Source organism: Ruegeria sp. CH5 (assembly GCF_056537025.1).
Window position 1 is genome coordinate 541,805 of sequence record NZ_JBQFQT010000003.1, and the last position, 17,895, is coordinate 559,699.

The 17,895-nt window shown below is 59.8% G+C and carries 12 protein-coding genes; 10 read left to right on the top strand and 2 right to left on the bottom strand.

Features of this window, described 5'->3' with window-relative positions:
• Window positions 1-5: 5 nt before the first annotated feature.
• Window positions 6-1,277, bottom strand: coding sequence for a DUF2254 domain-containing protein (locus tag ACR0JC_RS13050; protein WP_170342414.1), 1,272 nt, complete (start codon window positions 1,275-1,277; stop codon window positions 6-8).
• Window positions 1,278-1,608: 331 nt separating this feature from the next.
• On the opposite strand from ACR0JC_RS13050, the gene rplJ reads away from it, so the two are divergent.
• From rplJ to ACR0JC_RS13080, 6 genes are all read left to right on the top strand, one after another.
• Window positions 1,609-2,127, top strand: coding sequence for a 50S ribosomal protein L10 (gene rplJ, locus ACR0JC_RS13055; protein WP_093964423.1), 519 nt, complete (start codon window positions 1,609-1,611; stop codon window positions 2,125-2,127).
• A gap of 79 nt (window positions 2,128-2,206) precedes the next feature.
• Window positions 2,207-2,584: a 50S ribosomal protein L7/L12 gene (gene rplL / locus ACR0JC_RS13060; protein WP_093964343.1), complete on the top strand. Its 378-nt coding sequence runs from the start codon at window positions 2,207-2,209 to the stop codon at window positions 2,582-2,584.
• Window positions 2,585-2,835: 251 nt separating this feature from the next.
• Window positions 2,836-6,972: a DNA-directed RNA polymerase subunit beta gene (rpoB, locus tag ACR0JC_RS13065; RefSeq protein WP_170341436.1), complete on the top strand. Its 4,137-nt coding sequence runs from the start codon at window positions 2,836-2,838 to the stop codon at window positions 6,970-6,972.
• A gap of 50 nt (window positions 6,973-7,022) precedes the next feature.
• Window positions 7,023-11,264 carry a DNA-directed RNA polymerase subunit beta' gene (rpoC, locus tag ACR0JC_RS13070; RefSeq protein WP_170341438.1) on the top strand — a complete coding sequence of 1,414 codons (4,242 nt, stop codon included), beginning with the start codon at window positions 7,023-7,025 and terminating at the stop codon, window positions 11,262-11,264.
• A gap of 196 nt (window positions 11,265-11,460) precedes the next feature.
• Window positions 11,461-12,570 (top strand): HlyD family secretion protein, encoded by a 1,110-nt coding sequence (locus ACR0JC_RS13075; RefSeq protein ID WP_170342417.1) that lies wholly within the window; start codon window positions 11,461-11,463, stop codon window positions 12,568-12,570.
• Between the two features lie 145 nt (window positions 12,571-12,715).
• Entirely contained in the window at window positions 12,716-13,585 is an 870-nt protein-coding gene (locus ACR0JC_RS13080) for a DMT family transporter (RefSeq protein ID WP_170342451.1), read from the top strand.
• Here ACR0JC_RS13080 and ACR0JC_RS13085 read toward each other — a convergent pair.
• Window positions 13,570-14,376, bottom strand: a complete 807-nt coding sequence (locus ACR0JC_RS13085) for a putative rhamnosyl transferase (protein ID WP_170342419.1) — start codon at window positions 14,374-14,376, stop codon at window positions 13,570-13,572. The genes ACR0JC_RS13080 and ACR0JC_RS13085 overlap by 16 nt on opposite strands.
• Window positions 14,377-14,750: 374 nt before the next feature.
• Here ACR0JC_RS13085 and rpsL point away from each other — a divergent pair, with 374 nt between their 5' ends.
• The 4 genes from rpsL to ACR0JC_RS13105 all read left to right on the top strand — a co-directional run.
• The gene (gene rpsL / locus ACR0JC_RS13090) at window positions 14,751-15,122 is read left to right on the top strand and encodes a 30S ribosomal protein S12 (protein WP_005980675.1); all 372 of its coding nucleotides are present in this window, start codon (window positions 14,751-14,753) and stop codon (window positions 15,120-15,122) included.
• A 15-nt stretch (window positions 15,123-15,137) separates the two neighbouring features.
• A complete protein-coding gene (gene rpsG, locus ACR0JC_RS13095; protein ID WP_093964348.1) occupies window positions 15,138-15,608 on the top strand; it encodes a 30S ribosomal protein S7 in 471 nt (156 codons plus the stop codon).
• Window positions 15,609-15,626: 18 nt separating this feature from the next.
• Window positions 15,627-17,744 (top strand): elongation factor G, encoded by a 2,118-nt coding sequence (gene fusA / locus ACR0JC_RS13100; protein ID WP_170342421.1) that lies wholly within the window; start codon window positions 15,627-15,629, stop codon window positions 17,742-17,744.
• A 60-nt stretch (window positions 17,745-17,804) separates the two neighbouring features.
• On the top strand, window positions 17,805-17,895 hold a 91-nt coding region (locus tag ACR0JC_RS13105; RefSeq protein WP_215675807.1), incomplete at its 3' end, for a GTP-binding protein.

Below are 17,895 nucleotides of genomic sequence, written 5' to 3' on the forward strand. Positions count from 1 at the left end.
TGCTCTCAGATAGCAGGTTCGACTGTGACCTGATTGGGTATTTCGCGCACGCGTGCCTTGTCGGACTCCAGCCTGAGGTCGCGCTCGGCAACGGTCAATGCCTGGTTCGCAGCCGCGTGGGCCGCGGTTGTCATTGCACCGTCTTGAGTCTGCGTTAGTCGGGTCAGCGCGCTGAGAATGGCCTCGTGGACTTCGACCTTGTCACCGGCATCCCGGGAAATGGCCGCATAAGCGTCACGTAGGAACGTGTCGATCGCGATCTCCGGGGCATGGATTCTCGGGAATTGCGGGTCGGCGGGCTGGGTGGGCCGCGAGCCAAGTGGGAGGAGAACCCGCAGCAACCTCTCGACCATCTGAATTGCAGTCATCGGGTCGTTGATACCCGGTGAGAGCGCGCGCTGCGCGATTTCGGACAGGGTTTGAATGCCAAAGCGGGGGTCTTGATTGAAGCTGCGCTCGGTCCCGATCACGAAGGCTTCCCGGATGGTTTCACCATCCATTTTCCGGGTCGCTCTGGCCAGGGGTTGGCCTTCGGTCACGAACTGCCCCGGCAGCGCCATGATCCAGATCTCGCAGTCGTTCTCTTCGGCGCAGGAATGCAGCATGCCGACATCCACGTGGCGCACGTTCCCTGTCGAACTGGCCCGCACGTCGTGACCGGTTTGCGGAACATCCGCGGCGGCTTGATACGGAATGGCGCCGAGGCACGGCAGTTCTATGGCTCGGGTCATGGTGTCCTTGGCGTTCTTTTCTATCTTGCGCGCCGTTTCGGAGATGCTGCCATAGCTGGGCAATTGGTCGATCCAGAGCAAGAGCGCCAGTGTCACCAAAAAGATCACCACCAAGGTGAACGCAAGCGCAACGGCGATGGACTGCTGGGTATAGACCCCGGTTTCGACAAGGATCAACGATACGAGCGCGAAGATGAATGCGCCGAGAAACGTGGCCAGCACGTTTTGCGAGACACTGTCTTCTTCGATCACCTGCTGGGCGCGCGGAGAGGACTGGTTCGACGCCCATCGCTGTGCCGCGACCATGATCGACAGAGAAAAGGTCGTCACCGCCAGCATGGACGACGCCAGAATGCCGAGGATCTTTGCCACGGCCTCGGTGCTCAGCCGTTGTGCGAGAAAGTCGGGGACGAAGCCGCCGAGGTAGGTGCCAATCCCCGCGCTGACCACGGCGAGAGCGGCGATCAGGCTGGTACGAACCCATAATTGGCGAGAAATCTGACGAAACAGGAATTGCGGCTTGGAAATGGATTTCAACTTGATCATCCGTTGATCCTGTTCGGGTTTGCGGTCATTGTCTACCGGCTTGGGGTTCGGGCAATTTACCCCTTGGAAACCCCGGCCATCTGCCCTAAAGAGGGCTGCGGAATAAAGCGTGCGATTCGTCGTGCGCTTTATTTCGTTTCGTCCAAGACGGTGGGTGGGTCCTTCCGGCCCCTTAATTCCCTGCCTGAGACGGGTAAGACCAAAGAATTTCGAGGGTCCTGACCCTCGGGCGCATTTTGGCCAATCCCGTAACAACGGACCTGAACGCCGGGGCGCAGCCCTCGGCAAATATGAGCCGGGGTGAAACATCGCCCCTAACTTGGAGAGAACTGTGGATAGAGCCCAGAAAGAGAAAGTGGTCGAGGAACTCGGCCAAATCTTCGAAAGCTCTGGCGTCGTAGTGGTTGCTCACTACGCCGGTCTGACAGTTGCCGAGATGCAGGACCTTCGCGCACGTGCTCGTGACGCGGGCGGCTCCGTGCGTGTTGCCAAGAACAGGCTCGCCAAAATCGCCCTCGACGGTAAGCCATGTGCGAGCATTGCTGACCTGCTGACGGGTATGACTGTTCTGACCTATTCCGAGGACCCCGTGGCAGCAGCCAAGGTGGCCGAGGACTTCGCCAAGGAGAACCAGAAGTTCGAGATCCTTGGCGGTGCAATGGGCGAGAACGCTCTGGACCGGGCTGGTGTCACAGCCGTGTCGAAAATGCCGTCGCGTGAAGAGCTTATTGCTTCGATCGTGGGCTGCATCGGCGCGCCTGCTTCGAACATCGCCGGTGCAATTGGCGCACCTGCAAGCAACATCGCAAGCATCCTTTCCACCATCGAAGAGAAGGCGGAAGCTGCGTAAGCGGTTGGCACTGAATGATCTGCGTGGGGCACATGCCCTGACGTTGGAACACACACTGTAAACGGAAAGAGCTGATACAATGGCTGATCTGAAGAAACTGGCAGAAGAGATCGTTGGTCTGACCCTGCTGGAAGCACAAGAACTGAAAACCATCCTCAAGGACGAGTACGGCATCGAGCCCGCAGCTGGCGGCGCCGTCATGGTCGCAGGCGCAGCTGGCGATGCCGGCGGTGCAGCTGAGGAAGAGAAAACCGAATTCGACGTCGTTCTGAAGAACGCCGGCGCTTCGAAAATCAACGTCATCAAAGAAGTTCGCGGCATCACCGGCCTGGGCCTGAAAGAAGCCAAGGAACTGGTCGAAGCCGGCGGCAAGATCAAAGAAGGCGTGGACAAGGCAGAAGCCGAAGAGATCAAGGGCAAGCTGGAAGCAGCTGGCGCCGAGGTCGAGCTGGCCTAAGCCTGTCTTTCGGTGCATCGCGGATGCGCCGTGGAATTTGGCTGGGCCCGGAGAAATCCGGGTCCAGCCGAACCTGTCTTAGAAAGGGCCTCATGTGCTGGGGCGTTTTCTAAGACGCGGTTCGCGGATCGGGAGGCTACCATTCGGGACGGTGGCCACGAATTGATCCGGACGTGTCGTCTCGTATGTGCAAGGCGCCGGGGCCCGACGGTGTTTTTGCCCGCTGAGAACATCGAAAGGTGACATCTGACATGGCTCAATCGTTCCTTGGCCAGAAACGTCTTCGGAAATACTACGGCAAAATCCGCGAAGTCCTGGAAATGCCGAACCTCATCGAGGTCCAGAAATCCTCCTATGATCTATTCCTGCGCTCTGGCGATGCCGATCAGCCGACCGACGGCGAAGGTATCAACGGCGTGTTCCAATCGGTCTTTCCGATCAAGGATTTCAACGAAACTTCCGTGCTGGAATTCGTGAAATACGAGCTGGAAAAACCGAAATACGACGTTGAAGAGTGCATGCAGCGTGACATGACCTACAGCGCGCCGCTGAAGGTCACCCTGCGCCTGATCGTGTTTGATGTCGACGAAGACACCGGGGCCAAATCGGTCAAGGACATCAAGGAACAGGACGTGTTCATGGGCGACATGCCCCTGATGACACCGAACGGCACCTTCATCGTGAACGGCACCGAGCGTGTGATCGTGTCCCAGATGCACCGGTCGCCCGGTGTGTTCTTCGACCACGACAAGGGCAAGACTCACTCCTCGGGCAAGCTGCTGTTTGCCTGCCGCATTATCCCGTACCGCGGCAGCTGGCTGGACTTCGAGTTCGACGCCAAGGACATCGTCTACGCACGCATCGACCGTCGCCGCAAACTGCCGGTGACCACGCTGCTCTATGCCCTGGGCCTGGACCAGGAAGCGATCATGGACGCGTATTACGACACCGTGTCCTACAAGCTGAACAAGAAGAAGGGCTGGGTCACCCCGTTCTTCCCCGAACGTGTGCGCGGCACCCGTCCCACCTATGACCTGATCGACGCAAAAAGCGGTGAAGTGATTGCCGAAGCCGGCAAGAAGGTCACCCCGCGCGCGGTCAAGCAGCTGATTGACGAGGGCAAGGTCACCGACCTACTGGTGCCGTTCGACCACATCGTCGGCAAGTTCGTCGCCAAGGACATCATCAATGAAGAAACCGGTGCGATCTATGTCGAAGCCGGTGATGAGCTGACGCTGGAATATGACAAGGATGGCGAGCTGATCGGCGGCACCGTGAAGGAGCTGATCGATGCCGGCATCACCGATATTCCGGTTCTGGACATCGACAACATCAACGTCGGTCCGTACATCCGCAACACCATGGCGCAGGACAAGAACATGGGCCGCGAAAGCGCGCTGATGGACATCTACCGCGTCATGCGTCCGGGCGAGCCGCCCACCGTCGAGGCCGCGTCGGCTCTGTTCGACACCCTGTTCTTCGACAGCGAGCGCTATGATCTGTCGGCCGTTGGCCGCGTGAAGATGAACATGCGCCTGAACCTGGACGCTCCGGACACCCTGCGGACTCTGCGCCGCGAAGACATCGTGGCCTGCATCAAGGCACTGGTGGAGCTGCGTGACGGCAAGGGCGACGTGGACGACATCGACCACCTTGGCAACCGTCGTGTGCGCTCGGTCGGCGAACTGATGGAGAACCAGTACCGCGTCGGCCTGCTGCGCATGGAACGCGCCATCAAAGAGCGTATGTCGTCGGTCGAGATCGACACCGTCATGCCGCAGGACCTGATCAACGCGAAACCGGCGGCGGCCGCAGTCCGCGAATTCTTCGGCAGCTCGCAGCTGTCGCAGTTCATGGACCAGACCAACCCGCTGTCGGAAGTCACCCACAAACGCCGCCTGTCGGCGCTTGGCCCGGGTGGTCTGACGCGCGAGCGTGCGGGCTTTGAGGTGCGCGACGTGCACCCGACCCACTATGGCCGGATGTGCCCGATTGAAACGCCTGAAGGTCCGAACATTGGTCTGATCAACTCGCTGGCCACCTTTGCCCGCGTGAACAAGTACGGTTTCATCGAAACCCCCTATCGCGTCGTGAAAGGCGGGCAGGTGACCGATGAGGTTCACTACATGTCCGCGACCGAGGAAATGCGTCATACCGTGGCGCAGGCCAACGCGACCCTGGATACGGATGGCAAGTTCATCAACGATCTGGTCTCGACCCGTCAGGCCGGTGACTACACGCTTGCCCCGCGCGAGAACGTGGACCTGATCGACGTTTCGCCGAAGCAGCTGGTCTCGGTTGCGGCCTCGCTGATTCCGTTCCTTGAAAATGACGACGCCAACCGGGCTCTGATGGGCTCGAACATGCAACGTCAGGCGGTTCCGCTGCTGCGGGCCGAGGCGCCGCTGGTCGGCACCGGCATCGAGGAAAAGGTTGCGATCGACTCGGGTGCTGCGATCCAGGCTAAACGCGCCGGTATCATCGACCAGGTCGATGCCCAGCGTATCGTTATCCGGGCCACCGAAGATCTGGAGCTGGGCGATGCCGGCGTTGACATCTATCGTCTGCGCAAGTTCCAGCGTTCGAACCAGAACACCTGCATCAACCAGCGTCCGCTGATCAAGGTGGGTGACACCGTCCAGAAGGGCGAGGTCATCGCTGATGGCCCGTCGACCGATATGGGTGAACTGGCTTTGGGCAAGAACGTAGTCGTCGCGTTCATGCCGTGGAACGGTTACAACTACGAAGACTCGATCCTGATCTCGGAACGTATCGCACGTGACGACGTCTTTACCTCGGTCCATATCGAGGAATTCGAAGTCGCCGCCCGTGACACCAAGCTGGGTCCGGAAGAGATCACCCGCGACATCCCGAACGTCGGTGAAGAAGCGCTGCGCAACCTCGACGAGGCGGGCATCGTTTACATCGGTGCGGACGTCGAGCCGGGCGATATTCTGGTCGGCAAGATCACTCCGAAGGGCGAAAGCCCGATGACCCCGGAAGAAAAGCTGCTGCGCGCCATCTTTGGTGAAAAGGCATCTGACGTGCGCGATACCTCGCTGCGCGTGAAACCGGGCGATTACGGTACGGTCGTCGAAGTCCGCGTCTTCAACCGTCACGGTGTCGAGAAAGACGAGCGTGCGCTGCAGATCGAGCGTGAGGAAGTCGAACGTCTGGCCCGTGACCGGGACGACGAACTGGCGATCCTCGACCGCAACATCTATGCGCGTCTCAAGTCGATGATCCTGGGCAAAACCGCCGTCAAGGGGCCGAAAGGCGTCAAGGCGGGCTCGGAGATCACCGAAGAGCTGCTCGAGTCGCTGACCCGCGGTCAGTGGTGGCAGCTGGCGCTGGAAGACGAGAAGGACGCCCAGATCGTCGAGGCTCTGAACGAGCAGTACGAGGTGCAGAAACGCGCCCTGGATGCCCGTTTCGAAGACAAGGTCGAGAAGGTCCGCCGTGGCGACGACCTGCCGCCGGGCGTGATGAAGATGGTCAAGGTCTTCATCGCCGTGAAGCGCAAGCTGCAGCCGGGCGACAAGATGGCCGGCCGTCACGGGAACAAGGGTGTGATCTCGAAGGTCGTGCCGATGGAGGACATGCCGTTCCTTGCGGATGGTACTCCGGTAGACTTCTGTCTGAACCCTCTGGGCGTGCCGTCGCGTATGAACGTCGGTCAGATCCTTGAAACCCACATGGGTTGGGCCGCTCGCGGTCTGGGTCTGAAGATCGACGAGGCGCTGCAGGAATACCGCCGCTCGGGCGACCTGACGCCGGTCCGTGACGCGATGAAACACGCCTATGGCGAGGATGTCTACGAAGAGGGCATCAGCGGCATGGACGAGGATCAGCTGATCGAAGCGGCCAGCAACGTGACCCGCGGCGTTCCGATCGCAACCCCGGTCTTTGACGGCGCCAAAGAGGCCGACGTCAACGACGCGCTGATCCGCGCCGGTTTCTCGGAAAGCGGTCAGTCGATCCTGTTCGACGGTCGCACCGGCGAGCAGTTCGCGCGTCCGGTGACCGTGGGCATCAAGTACCTGCTGAAACTACACCACCTGGTGGACGACAAGATCCACGCGCGTTCGACCGGGCCGTACAGCCTGGTGACCCAGCAGCCGCTGGGCGGCAAGGCGCAGTTCGGTGGTCAGCGCTTTGGTGAGATGGAGGTCTGGGCTCTGGAAGCTTACGGCGCCGCCTACACCCTGCAGGAGATGCTCACCGTGAAATCGGATGACGTCGCCGGCCGGACCAAGGTCTATGAGTCGATCGTCAAGGGCGAGGATAACTTCGAGGCGGGCGTACCGGAATCGTTCAACGTTCTGGTTAAAGAAGTCCGTGGCCTCGGCCTGAATATGGAACTCCTGGATGCGGAGGTTGAGGAGTAAGGGCGCTGCCCTTTCTCCCGTCCCCCCTTCCGCAAGATTTGAGGTAACAAATGAACCAGGAAATCACCAACAACCCGTTCAACCCGCTGACGCCGCCCAAGGTTTTCGACGAGATCAAGGTCTCGTTGGCGTCGCCCGAGCGGATCCTGTCTTGGTCCTATGGCGAGATCAAGAAACCCGAAACCATCAACTACCGGACGTTCAAGCCCGAACGTGACGGCCTGTTCTGCGCCCGTATCTTTGGCCCGATCAAAGATTACGAATGTCTGTGCGGCAAATATAAGCGGATGAAGTATCGCGGCGTTGTCTGCGAGAAGTGTGGCGTGGAAGTCACCCTGCAGAAAGTCCGCCGCGAGCGTATGGGTCACATTGAGCTGGCCGCGCCCGTCGCACATATCTGGTTCCTGAAGTCGCTGCCGTCCCGAATCGGTCTGATGCTGGACATGACGCTGCGCGATCTGGAACGCGTTCTGTACTTTGAAAACTATGTCGTCATCGAGCCCGGTCTGACGGACCTGACCTACGGCCAGATGCTGACCGAGGAAGAGTACATGGACGCGCAGGATGCTTATGGCATGGACGCGTTCACCGCGAATATCGGTGCCGAAGCCATCCGTGAGATGCTGGCCCAGATCGATCTGGAAGCCGAAGCCGAGCAGCTGCGCGCTGATCTGGCCGAAGCAACCGGCGAGTTGAAGCCCAAGAAGATCATCAAGCGTCTGAAGGTTGTTGAATCCTTCCTCGAGTCGGGCAACCGCCCCGAGTGGATGGTGATGACCGTGATCCCGGTCATTCCGCCGGAACTGCGTCCGCTGGTTCCGCTGGATGGTGGCCGTTTCGCGACTTCGGACCTGAACGACCTGTATCGCCGCGTCATCAACCGGAACAACCGTCTGAAGCGTCTGATCGAACTGCGCGCGCCTGACATCATCGTCCGCAACGAAAAGCGGATGCTGCAGGAGTCCGTGGATGCTCTGTTCGACAACGGCCGTCGTGGCCGCGTGATCACGGGTGCCAACAAGCGTCCGCTGAAATCGCTGTCGGACATGCTGAAAGGCAAGCAGGGCCGCTTCCGTCAGAACCTTCTGGGTAAGCGCGTCGACTTCTCGGGCCGTTCGGTCATCGTGACCGGCCCCGAGCTCAAGCTGCACCAGTGTGGTCTGCCCAAGAAGATGGCGCTGGAACTGTTCAAGCCATTCATCTACTCGCGCCTTGAAGCCAAGGGTCTGTCTTCGACCGTGAAACAGGCGAAGAAACTGGTCGAGAAAGAGCGTCCCGAAGTGTGGGATATCCTCGACGAAGTGATCCGCGAACACCCTGTCATGCTGAACCGTGCGCCGACGCTGCACCGTCTTGGCATTCAGGCGTTCGAGCCGGTCCTGATCGAAGGTAAAGCAATCCAGCTGCACCCGCTGGTCTGTTCGGCCTTCAACGCCGACTTCGACGGTGACCAGATGGCCGTTCACGTCCCGCTGAGCCTTGAGGCGCAGCTGGAAGCGCGTGTTCTGATGATGTCGACGAACAACGTTCTGTCGCCTGCAAACGGCGCGCCGATCATCGTTCCGTCGCAGGACATGATCTTGGGTCTCTACTACGTGACCCTGGAACGCGAAGGCATGCCAGGCGAAGGCAAGGTCTTTGGTTCGATCGACGAAGTCCAGCACGCGCTGGACGCGGGCGAGGTGCACCTGCACTCGAAAATCACCGCGCGGATCACTCAGATCGACGAAGAAGGCAACGAGGTTCAGAAGCGTTTTGAAACCACGCCGGGCCGTGTTCGCTTGGGGGCTCTGCTGCCCAAGAACAACAAGGCACCGTTTGAACTGGTCAACCGCCTGTTGCGGAAGAAAGAAGTGCAGCAGGTGATCGACACCGTCTACCGCTACTGCGGACAGAAAGAGTCGGTGATCTTCTGCGACCAGATCATGTCGATGGGCTTCAAGGAAGCGTTCAAGGCCGGTATCTCGTTCGGCAAGGACGACATGGTGATCCCCGAGGACAAGTGGGGCATCGTGGACGAAACCCGCGAACAGGTGAAAGACTTCGAACAGCAGTACATGGACGGCCTGATCACTCAGGGCGAAAAGTACAACAAGGTTGTCGATGCCTGGTCGAAGTGTAACGACCGCGTAACCGAAGCCATGATGCGCACCATCTCGGCCGTGGCCAAGGATGAGGGCGGCGCCGACAAAGAGCCGAACTCGGTCTACATGATGGCGCACTCCGGTGCGCGTGGCTCGGTAACCCAGATGAAGCAGCTGGGCGGCATGCGCGGCCTGATGGCCAAGCCGAACGGCGACATCATCGAGACGCCGATCATCTCGAACTTCAAGGAAGGTCTGACCGTTCTTGAATACTTCAACTCGACCCACGGTGCCCGTAAGGGTCTGTCGGATACCGCTCTGAAGACGGCGAACTCGGGCTACCTGACCCGTCGTCTTGTTGACGTGGCGCAGGATTGCATCGTGCGCGAGGTTGATTGCGGAACCGACCGTGCGATCACGGCTGAGGCCGCGGTCAATGACGGTGAAGTCGTCGCGTCGCTGGCGGAACGCGTTCTGGGCCGTGTGGCCGCAGATGACGTTCTGCGTCCGGGAACCGACGAGGTCATCGTCGCCGCCGGACAGCTGATCGACGAACGCATGGCCGATACGATCGACGAGGCCGGTGTTGCCTCGATGCGCATCCGCTCGCCTCTGACCTGTGAGTCCGAGGAAGGCGTCTGTGCAACCTGCTACGGTCGTGACCTTGCACGCGGGACCATGGTGAACACCGGTGAGGCTGTCGGCATCATCGCCGCGCAGTCGATCGGTGAACCGGGTACGCAGCTGACGATGCGGACCTTCCACATCGGTGGTGTTGCGCAAGGTGGTCAGCAGTCGTTCCAGGAAGCGAACCAGGACGGTGTCGTTGCCTTTGAGAACCCGCAGATTCTGGTCAATGCCGCCGGCGAAAGCCTGGTCATGGGCCGGAACATGAAGCTGGTGATCAACGACGAACACGGCGAAGAGCGCGCCAGCTTCAAGCTGGGCTACGGTTCGAAGCTGTTCGTCAAGGAAGGCACCAAGGTCAAGCGCGGCGACAAGCTGTTCGAGTGGGACCCCTACACCCTGCCGATCATCGCCGAGAAAGCCGGTACCGCAAAATACGTCGACCTGGTTTCGGGCATTGCTGTCCGCGACGAGACCGACGATGCAACCGGCATGACCCAGAAGATCGTGATCGACTGGCGCGCCGCCCCCAAAGGCAGCGATCTGAAGCCCGAGATCATTCTGGTGGACGACAACGGCGAGCCGGTCCGAAACGATGCGGGCAACCCGGTTCACTATCCGATGTCTGTGGACGCGATCCTGTCGGTCGAAGACGGTCAGAAGATCGAAGCCGGTGACGTTGTTGCGCGTATTCCGCGTGAAGGCGCCAAGACCAAGGACATCACCGGTGGTCTGCCGCGTGTGGCCGAACTGTTCGAAGCGCGTCGTCCGAAAGATCACGCAATCATCGCGGAAGCCGATGGTTACGTGCGCTTTGGCCGCGACTACAAGAACAAGCGTCGCATCAGCATCGAGCCGGTCGACGAGTCGCTGGAGACGATCGAGTACATGGTGCCCAAGGGCAAGCACATCCCGGTGCAGGAAGGCGACTTCGTGCAGAAAGGTGACTACATCATGGACGGCAACCCGGCTCCGCATGACATCCTGTCGATCATGGGTGTCGAGGCGCTGGCTGACTACATGATCAACGAGGTGCAAGAGGTCTACCGCCTGCAGGGTGTGAAGATCAACGACAAGCACATCGAAGTCATCGTGCGCCAGATGCTGCAGAAGTGGGAGATCTTGGACTCGGGCGACACCACCCTGCTGAAGGGCGAGCATGTCGACAAACAGGAGTTCGACGCGGCCAACGAGAAGACCATCGCACGCGGTGGTCGTCCGGCCCAGGGCGAGCCGATCCTTCTGGGGATCACCAAGGCATCGCTGCAAACGCGTTCGTTCATCTCGGCGGCGTCGTTCCAGGAAACCACCCGTGTGCTGACCGAAGCTTCGGTTCAAGGCAAGAAGGACAAGCTGGTTGGCCTGAAAGAGAACGTCATCGTCGGCCGTCTGATCCCGGCCGGTACCGGTGGTGCGACACAGCGTGTTCGCCAGATCGCGCAGCAGCGTGACAATGTCGTCATCGAGGCACGTCGCGAAGAGGCCGAGGCCGCAGCCGCGCTGGCCGCTCCGATGATGGATGATGACATGGTCGGCGACGAGCTGGACTCGCTGGTGGAAACTCCGGAAAGCCGCGAATAATATCGGCGACGAGAAACTCAGAAAGGCCCTGCGGTTCCGCGGGGCCTTTTTTTGTTTCGGCCGGTGCCGGAAGCGGCCAGGGTTCGATCCAAACACTGTGATTTCAAACGGAACTGCTGCATACTCAAAAATCAGAATGTGGTAATGGACTTACTCCCGCCATCACTGTTTGAAACTCAACACGGGTCTTGCTCGGATGCTCATAGTCCTCGGATTGTATTTCGGCGTGATTTGGCTGGTCTTTTCCAAGTTCAGCCTGCTGCCCTGGAATGGCTTCTGGAAGACCGTTTCGTACGGTGGGGCCGGCGTCGTCGCGTTGGTTGTCATCGGCGCACTCAACCACACGGCGCCTACGGGGCCAGTGTCGGTTCTGGGCGTTCAGACAAGCATTGTGCCCAATGTCTCCGGAACGGTCGTCGAAGTTGCCGTTGAGCCGAACCAGAAGGTGAACGAAGGCGATCTCTTGTTCAGAATCGATCCCGAGTTCTACGTGCTCGAGGTAGCGCGGCTGGAGGCATCTCTGGAAGCCGCCCGGTCTGCAGCGGACCAATTGACCACGGATCTGGCGGCTGCCGAAGCCGATATCGCTTCATTGACCGCGCAACTCGTTTTTGGGCAGCAGCGGCGGGATGACATCGTTCAACTGGAAGAGCGTGGCGCATCCACCACCTTCAAACTGCAGGAAGCGGTTGCGACGATCGAACAGCTCACCGCAAGCATTCGTGCAGCAGAAGCGCGAAAAGCGGGGCTGGAGCGCCGGATCGCGGCTCAGATCGACGGTGAGGATGTGGCGGTCGTGGAGGCCGAACAGGCGCTTGCGCAGGCCGAATGGAACCTCAAGCAGACAGAAGTCTTCGCGCCGGGCGACGGGATCGTCAGTGCGGTCACGCTGCGCCCGGGCAATCGCGCGACGACCTTCCAGGGCGCATTGACCTTCATAGACCCGACGAACCACGCGTTGGTGGCCTCGCTGCCCCAATCCAGCCGATCCAATGTCGGCCTTGGCGATGAAATCCGTGTGGCGCTGCGAACCCAGCCGGGATCCGAGATCACGGGAACTATTTCGGGGTTTCCGCCGGCCCTGTCAGAGGGCGCACTGGATCTCCGCTCCGGTTTGCCCTCGATGCGCGAACTTGTCGGGATCACCAGCTTTCCGGTCCTCATCGAACTTCCTGGCGATGTACCTCTGGAAACACTTCAATTCGGCGCGTCGGGCACCGCGCTTGTGATGACAGACAAGGCCGGGCCGATTTCGCCACTTGCAGAGATACTGTTCTGGGTCACGCAGAAGCTGAACTACCTGTAGGCTGGAACACAGAAAACCGCCCCATGGCAGCGATCAGGTACAACTGCGATCGGACCAAACAACACCGAATTGGCCGGATCACAAGTTGACAATCTGCTCAGGTGAGATGCCAATGCCGGGACCAGATTGAAACCGGGCCATGGCAATGACACCGAACGTCAAAGGCGCCCTGCTGATGATGGGCAGCATGGCCGCATTCACTGTGAACGATACGCTGGTCAAGGCGGCCGGTCAGGAGGTGCCACTGTTCCAGTTGGTGGCACTGCGTGGGTTGTTGGCGACGATCCTGGTTTTTGCGCTGGCGCGGCATCTGGGGGCATTGCATCTGCGGTTTGGGCGGCACGACCGCTGGTTGGTGGCTTTTCGCTGCGTGGCGGAATTGTCGGCGACGTTCTTCTTCCTCACGGCTTTGATGCACATGCCGCTGGCCAATGTGACCGCGGTTCTGCAGGCCCTGCCGCTGACCGTCACCTTGGGTGCGGCCCTGTTCTTTTCGGAACAGATCGGGTGGCGGCGGATCATGGCCATTGCATTGGGGTTTGCAGGCATGTTGCTGATCGTGCGACCGGGTCCGGACGGATTCAGCATCTATGCCATGTATGCCTTGATTGCCGTCATCTGCGTGACGGCTCGGGATTTGATCACCCGCCGAATGTCGCCCGAGGTGCCGTCGATGGTCGTCACTTTGGCAACCTCATTGACGATTACCACCGGTGCGGCAATTGCCTCGGTCTTCCAGGGTTGGGTGCCGATGACGGCCGGGTCGGGGATGTTGATTGCCTCGGCAGCAGTTTTCGTCCTGCTGGGGTATCTCTTCAGCGTCATGGTGATGCGCGTTGGCGAGGTCAGCTTTGTCGCGCCGTTCCGATACTCGAGCCTGATCTGGGCCTTGGGTCTGGGATGGGCGGTATTCGGAGATTGGCCTGACCGGATCACCATGCTGGGTGCCGCACTGGTGGTCACCGCGGGCCTGTTCACCCTCTTTCGCGAGCGGGCACTTCAGGCGTCCGAATAGACGCGTCGGACCACCGCCGGATCAATTGCAAACCGGGTTTCGAACTGCTTTGCCAGAGCGGGGGTCAACGGTTCCAGCTTGGCCTTGCTTGTACGGGTGTTGGGTGAATCGTTGAACCCGTTCAGACTGCGCACCCACATCGGCGGTTCGTTCTGGCTGATGACTGGCATGAAGTTGCCGATCTTGTGGTGGGCAAAGTTCATGATCGTCAGCTCACACCCGCCGCGCACATACATCCCAAAACCAACACCCAGCAGCGACTGGTGAAACGGCGTGGCCTGGATTCCGCTGGCGTTGAACCGGGCAAGGAAGCCGTGATTGAAATCAATGGCAACCATCTTGTTGCGCCGTACCAGCCCTTCGGCGTCCTGAACCGCGCGGCGCAGCAATTCGATGAAATCCACCGCAACCGCATCGTCGTCATCATGACGGAATTGCAGGCATGGCAGGTCAGGGTTCAAGCGTGCCTGGTTCAGGACGTCCTTCATGACAGAGCGATGCCGGCCGGGTTCCCGCGAGACGATTTGCACTTGTTTCATGCCCGAAGTCAGGTCGTTCAGACGATCACGGGCGACCCGAGGCAGGCAGGTCCCCGTCACGATCACAAACTGAAACTGCGGATCCGTCTGGGCGCGCAGGGCGGGTAGGGCGCAGGCCTCGAACAGGCGGAACCGCTCGTCCAGACGCCGGGGGTCATACAGATAGCGCCGGCGCGCTTCGACCGACTCGTGCATGGTCTGGAACCCGCCGATGGCCGGGTAGGAGAAACGGCACAGACCAATGACTTGCATCTTCACTTCCGGTAGGAATACACCAGTGCGGACTATGCCCCGAGGGATGTGACACCGCAACCGATGTCGCTTCCGCCGCGACGCACGGCTGCAAGGCGGGCAGGCATCTGCCGGGGCTGTTGACAGTCGGGCCGACTCCCCCTATACGCCCGTCATCTCGGTACCGGGGGCCGCCCCAAAACCGATTTCAGTATTGAACTGGTCAAGGCCCGGACAATTTTGCAGTTCGCGCCCTCTGATAACCAACCGCGACGTTCACCTCGGAATGGGAACGCTCGCGGGTTTTGCGCTTGTGGACGCATTGGCGCAGCGAAGTTAGCCGCACGCAACGCGCGTGCATGTCATGTGTGTTGCAAAACGGGGAAGAAACCGGAATGCCAACTATTCAACAGCTGATCCGCAAACCGCGGCAGCCCAAAGTAAAACGCTCGAAGTCCATGCACCTGGAGCAGTGCCCGCAGAAGCGCGGCGTCTGCACCCGCGTGTACACCACCACGCCGAAGAAGCCGAACTCGGCTATGCGTAAGGTTGCCAAGGTGCGCCTGACCAACGGTTACGAAGTCATTTCGTACATCCCGGGTGAAAGCCACAACCTGCAAGAGCACTCGGTTGTTCTGATCCGTGGCGGCCGTGTGAAAGACCTTCCGGGTGTCCGCTACCACATCCTGCGTGGTGTTCTGGATACCCAGGGCGTCAAAGACCGTAAGCAACGCCGTTCGAAATACGGCGCGAAGCGTCCCAAGTAAGAAGGAGAGGCTGATATGTCACGTCGTCACGCCGCCGAAAAACGCGAAGTCCTGCCTGACGCCAAATTTGGCGACAAGGTCCTGACCAAATTCATGAACAACCTGATGATCGACGGCAAGAAGTCGGTCGCAGAGCGTATCGTCTACAACGCCTTCGACCGCGTTGAGAGCAAGATCAAGCGCGCTCCTGTCGAGGTGTTCCACGAAGCACTCGACAACATCAAGCCGTCGGTCGAGGTTCGCTCGCGCCGGGTTGGTGGTGCAACCTATCAGGTTCCGGTCGAAGTGCGCCCTGAGCGCCGCGAAGCTCTGGCCATCCGCTGGCTGATCACCGCCGCGCGCGGCCGCAACGAAAACACCATGGAAGAACGCCTCGCCGGCGAACTGCTGGACGCCGTACAGTCCCGCGGTACTGCCGTTAAGAAGCGCGAAGACACCCACAAGATGGCCGAGGCGAACAAAGCCTTCAGCCACTATCGTTGGTAATCCCAGAGGCTTATCCAAATGGCACGCGAATATCCGCTCGAACTATACCGTAACTTCGGTATCATGGCGCACATCGATGCAGGCAAGACCACCTGCTCGGAGCGTATCCTGTATTACACCGGCAAATCCCACAACATCGGTGAGGTGCACGATGGTGCAGCCACCATGGACTGGATGGAGCAGGAGCAGGAACGCGGCATCACCATCACTTCGGCTGCGACCACCACCTTCTGGGAGCGCACCGAGGACGGTCAGACCGCCGATACCCCCAAGCACCGCCTGAACATCATCGACACCCCCGGCCACGTTGACTTCACCATCGAAGTCGAGCGTTCGCTGGCGGTTCTCGACGGTGCCGTCTGCGTTCTGGACGCAAACGCAGGTGTTGAGCCACAGACCGAAACCGTGTGGCGTCAGGCTGACCGCTACAAAGTTCCGCGCATGGTCTTCGTCAACAAGATGGACAAGATCGGCGCCGACTTCTTCAACTGCGTTCGCATGATCGAAGACCGCACCGGCGCGCGCGCCGTCCCTGTCGGTATCCCGATCGGTGCAGAGAACGAGCTGGAAGGCCTGATCGACCTGGTCACCATGGAAGAATGGCTGTGGCAGGGCGAAGACCTGGGCGCAAGCTGGGTCAAAGCTCCGATCCGCGACAGCCTGAAGGACATGGCTGAAGAATGGCGCGGCAAGATGATCGAAGCGGCCGTCGAAGAAGACGACGACGCGATGATGGAATACCTGGAAGGCAACGAGCCCGACATTCCGACCCTGCGCAAACTGCTGCGCAAGGGCACCCTGGCGCTGCACTTCGTGCCGGTTCTGGGTGGTTCGGCGTTCAAGAACAAAGGTGTTCAGCCGCTGCTCAACGCTGTGATCGACTATCTGCCCAGCCCGCTGGACGTTGTCGACTACATGGGCTTCAAACCCGGTGACGAGGAAGAAGTCCGCAACATCGCGCGTCGCGCTGACGATGACATGGCCTTCTCGGGCCTGGCGTTCAAAATCATGAACGACCCCTTCGTTGGCTCGCTGACCTTCACCCGGATCTACTCGGGCGTTCTGAACAAGGGCGACTCGATCCTGAACTCGACCAAAGGCAAGAAAGAGCGCATCGGTCGTATGATGATGATGCACTCGAACAATCGGGAAGAGATCGAAGAAGCGTTCGCAGGCGACATCATCGCTCTGGCGGGTCTGAAAGACACCACCACTGGTGATACCCTGTGCGATCCGAAGGATCCCGTGGTTCTGGAAACCATGACCTTCCCCGATCCGGTGATCGAGATTGCGGTCGAGCCCAAAACCAAGGGCGACCAGGAAAAGATGTCCCAGGGTTTGGCCCGTCTGGCCGCCGAAGACCCGTCCTTCCGCGTGGAAACCGACCTGGAATCGGGTCAGACCATCATGAAGGGCATGGGCGAACTTCACCTGGACATCCTGGTCGACCGTCTGAAGCGCGAGTTCAAGGTCGAAGCCAACATCGGTGCGCCGCAGGTGGCCTATCGTGAGACCATCTCGATGCCGATCGAACACACCTACACCCACAAGAAACAGTCGGGTGGTTCGGGTCAGTTTGCTGAGGTCAAGCTCGAGATCACTCCCACCGAAGCGGGCGAAGGTTATTCGTTCGAAAGCCGCATCGTTGGTGGTGCCGTTCCGAAGGAATACATCCCGGGTGTCGAAAAAGGCATCCAGTCCGTCATGGACAGCGGCCCGCTGGCCGGCTTCCCCGTGATCGACTTCAAGGTTGCCCTGCTGGACGGTAAATTCCACGACGTCGACTCGAGCGTTCTGGCGTTCGAAATCGCGTCGCGGATGTGCATGCGCGAAGGTCTGAAAAAGGCCGGCGCGAAACTGCTGGAGCCGATCATGAAGGTCGAAGTGATCACCCCGGAAGAGTACACCGGCGGTATCATCGGCGACCTGACTTCGCGTCGGGGCCAGGTGTCTGGACAAGAGCCGCGCGGCAACGCGATTGCAATCGACGCATTCGTGCCGCTGGCCAACATGTTCGGCTACATCAACACTCTGCGTTCGATGTCGTCGGGCCGTGCCCAGTTCACCATGCAGTTCGACCACTATGATCCGGTTCCGCAGAACATCGCGGAAGAGATCCAGGCAAAATACGCATAACCGAAAAATAGAGGGAGCCTGCTGCCCGGGCTCCCTTCATTTCCGAAAAAGGAGGCCATCATGGCAAAGGAAAAGTTTGAGCGTACAAAACCGCACGTCAACATTGGCACGATTGGCCACGTTGACCACGGCAAGACGACGCTGACCGCAG

Excerpts from the sequence above, each read along its gene's own strand:
- ACR0JC_RS13050 (WP_170342414.1), bottom strand. The coding sequence starts at position 1,277 with ATGATCAAGTTGAAATCCATTTCCAAGCCGCAATTCCTGTTTCGTCAG.
- rplL (WP_093964343.1), top strand. The coding sequence starts at position 2,207 with ATGGCTGATCTGAAGAAACTGGCAGAAGAGATCGTTGGTCTGACCCTG.
- rpoB (WP_170341436.1), top strand. The coding sequence starts at position 2,836 with ATGGCTCAATCGTTCCTTGGCCAGAAACGTCTTCGGAAATACTACGGC.
- rpoC (WP_170341438.1), top strand. The coding sequence starts at position 7,023 with ATGAACCAGGAAATCACCAACAACCCGTTCAACCCGCTGACGCCGCCC.
- ACR0JC_RS13075 (WP_170342417.1), top strand. The coding sequence starts at position 11,461 with ATGCTCATAGTCCTCGGATTGTATTTCGGCGTGATTTGGCTGGTCTTT.
- ACR0JC_RS13080 (WP_170342451.1), top strand. The coding sequence starts at position 12,716 with ATGACACCGAACGTCAAAGGCGCCCTGCTGATGATGGGCAGCATGGCC.
- ACR0JC_RS13085 (WP_170342419.1), bottom strand. The coding sequence starts at position 14,376 with ATGCAAGTCATTGGTCTGTGCCGTTTCTCCTACCCGGCCATCGGCGGG.
- rpsL (WP_005980675.1), top strand. The coding sequence starts at position 14,751 with ATGCCAACTATTCAACAGCTGATCCGCAAACCGCGGCAGCCCAAAGTA.
- rpsG (WP_093964348.1), top strand. The coding sequence starts at position 15,138 with ATGTCACGTCGTCACGCCGCCGAAAAACGCGAAGTCCTGCCTGACGCC.
- fusA (WP_170342421.1), top strand. The coding sequence starts at position 15,627 with ATGGCACGCGAATATCCGCTCGAACTATACCGTAACTTCGGTATCATG.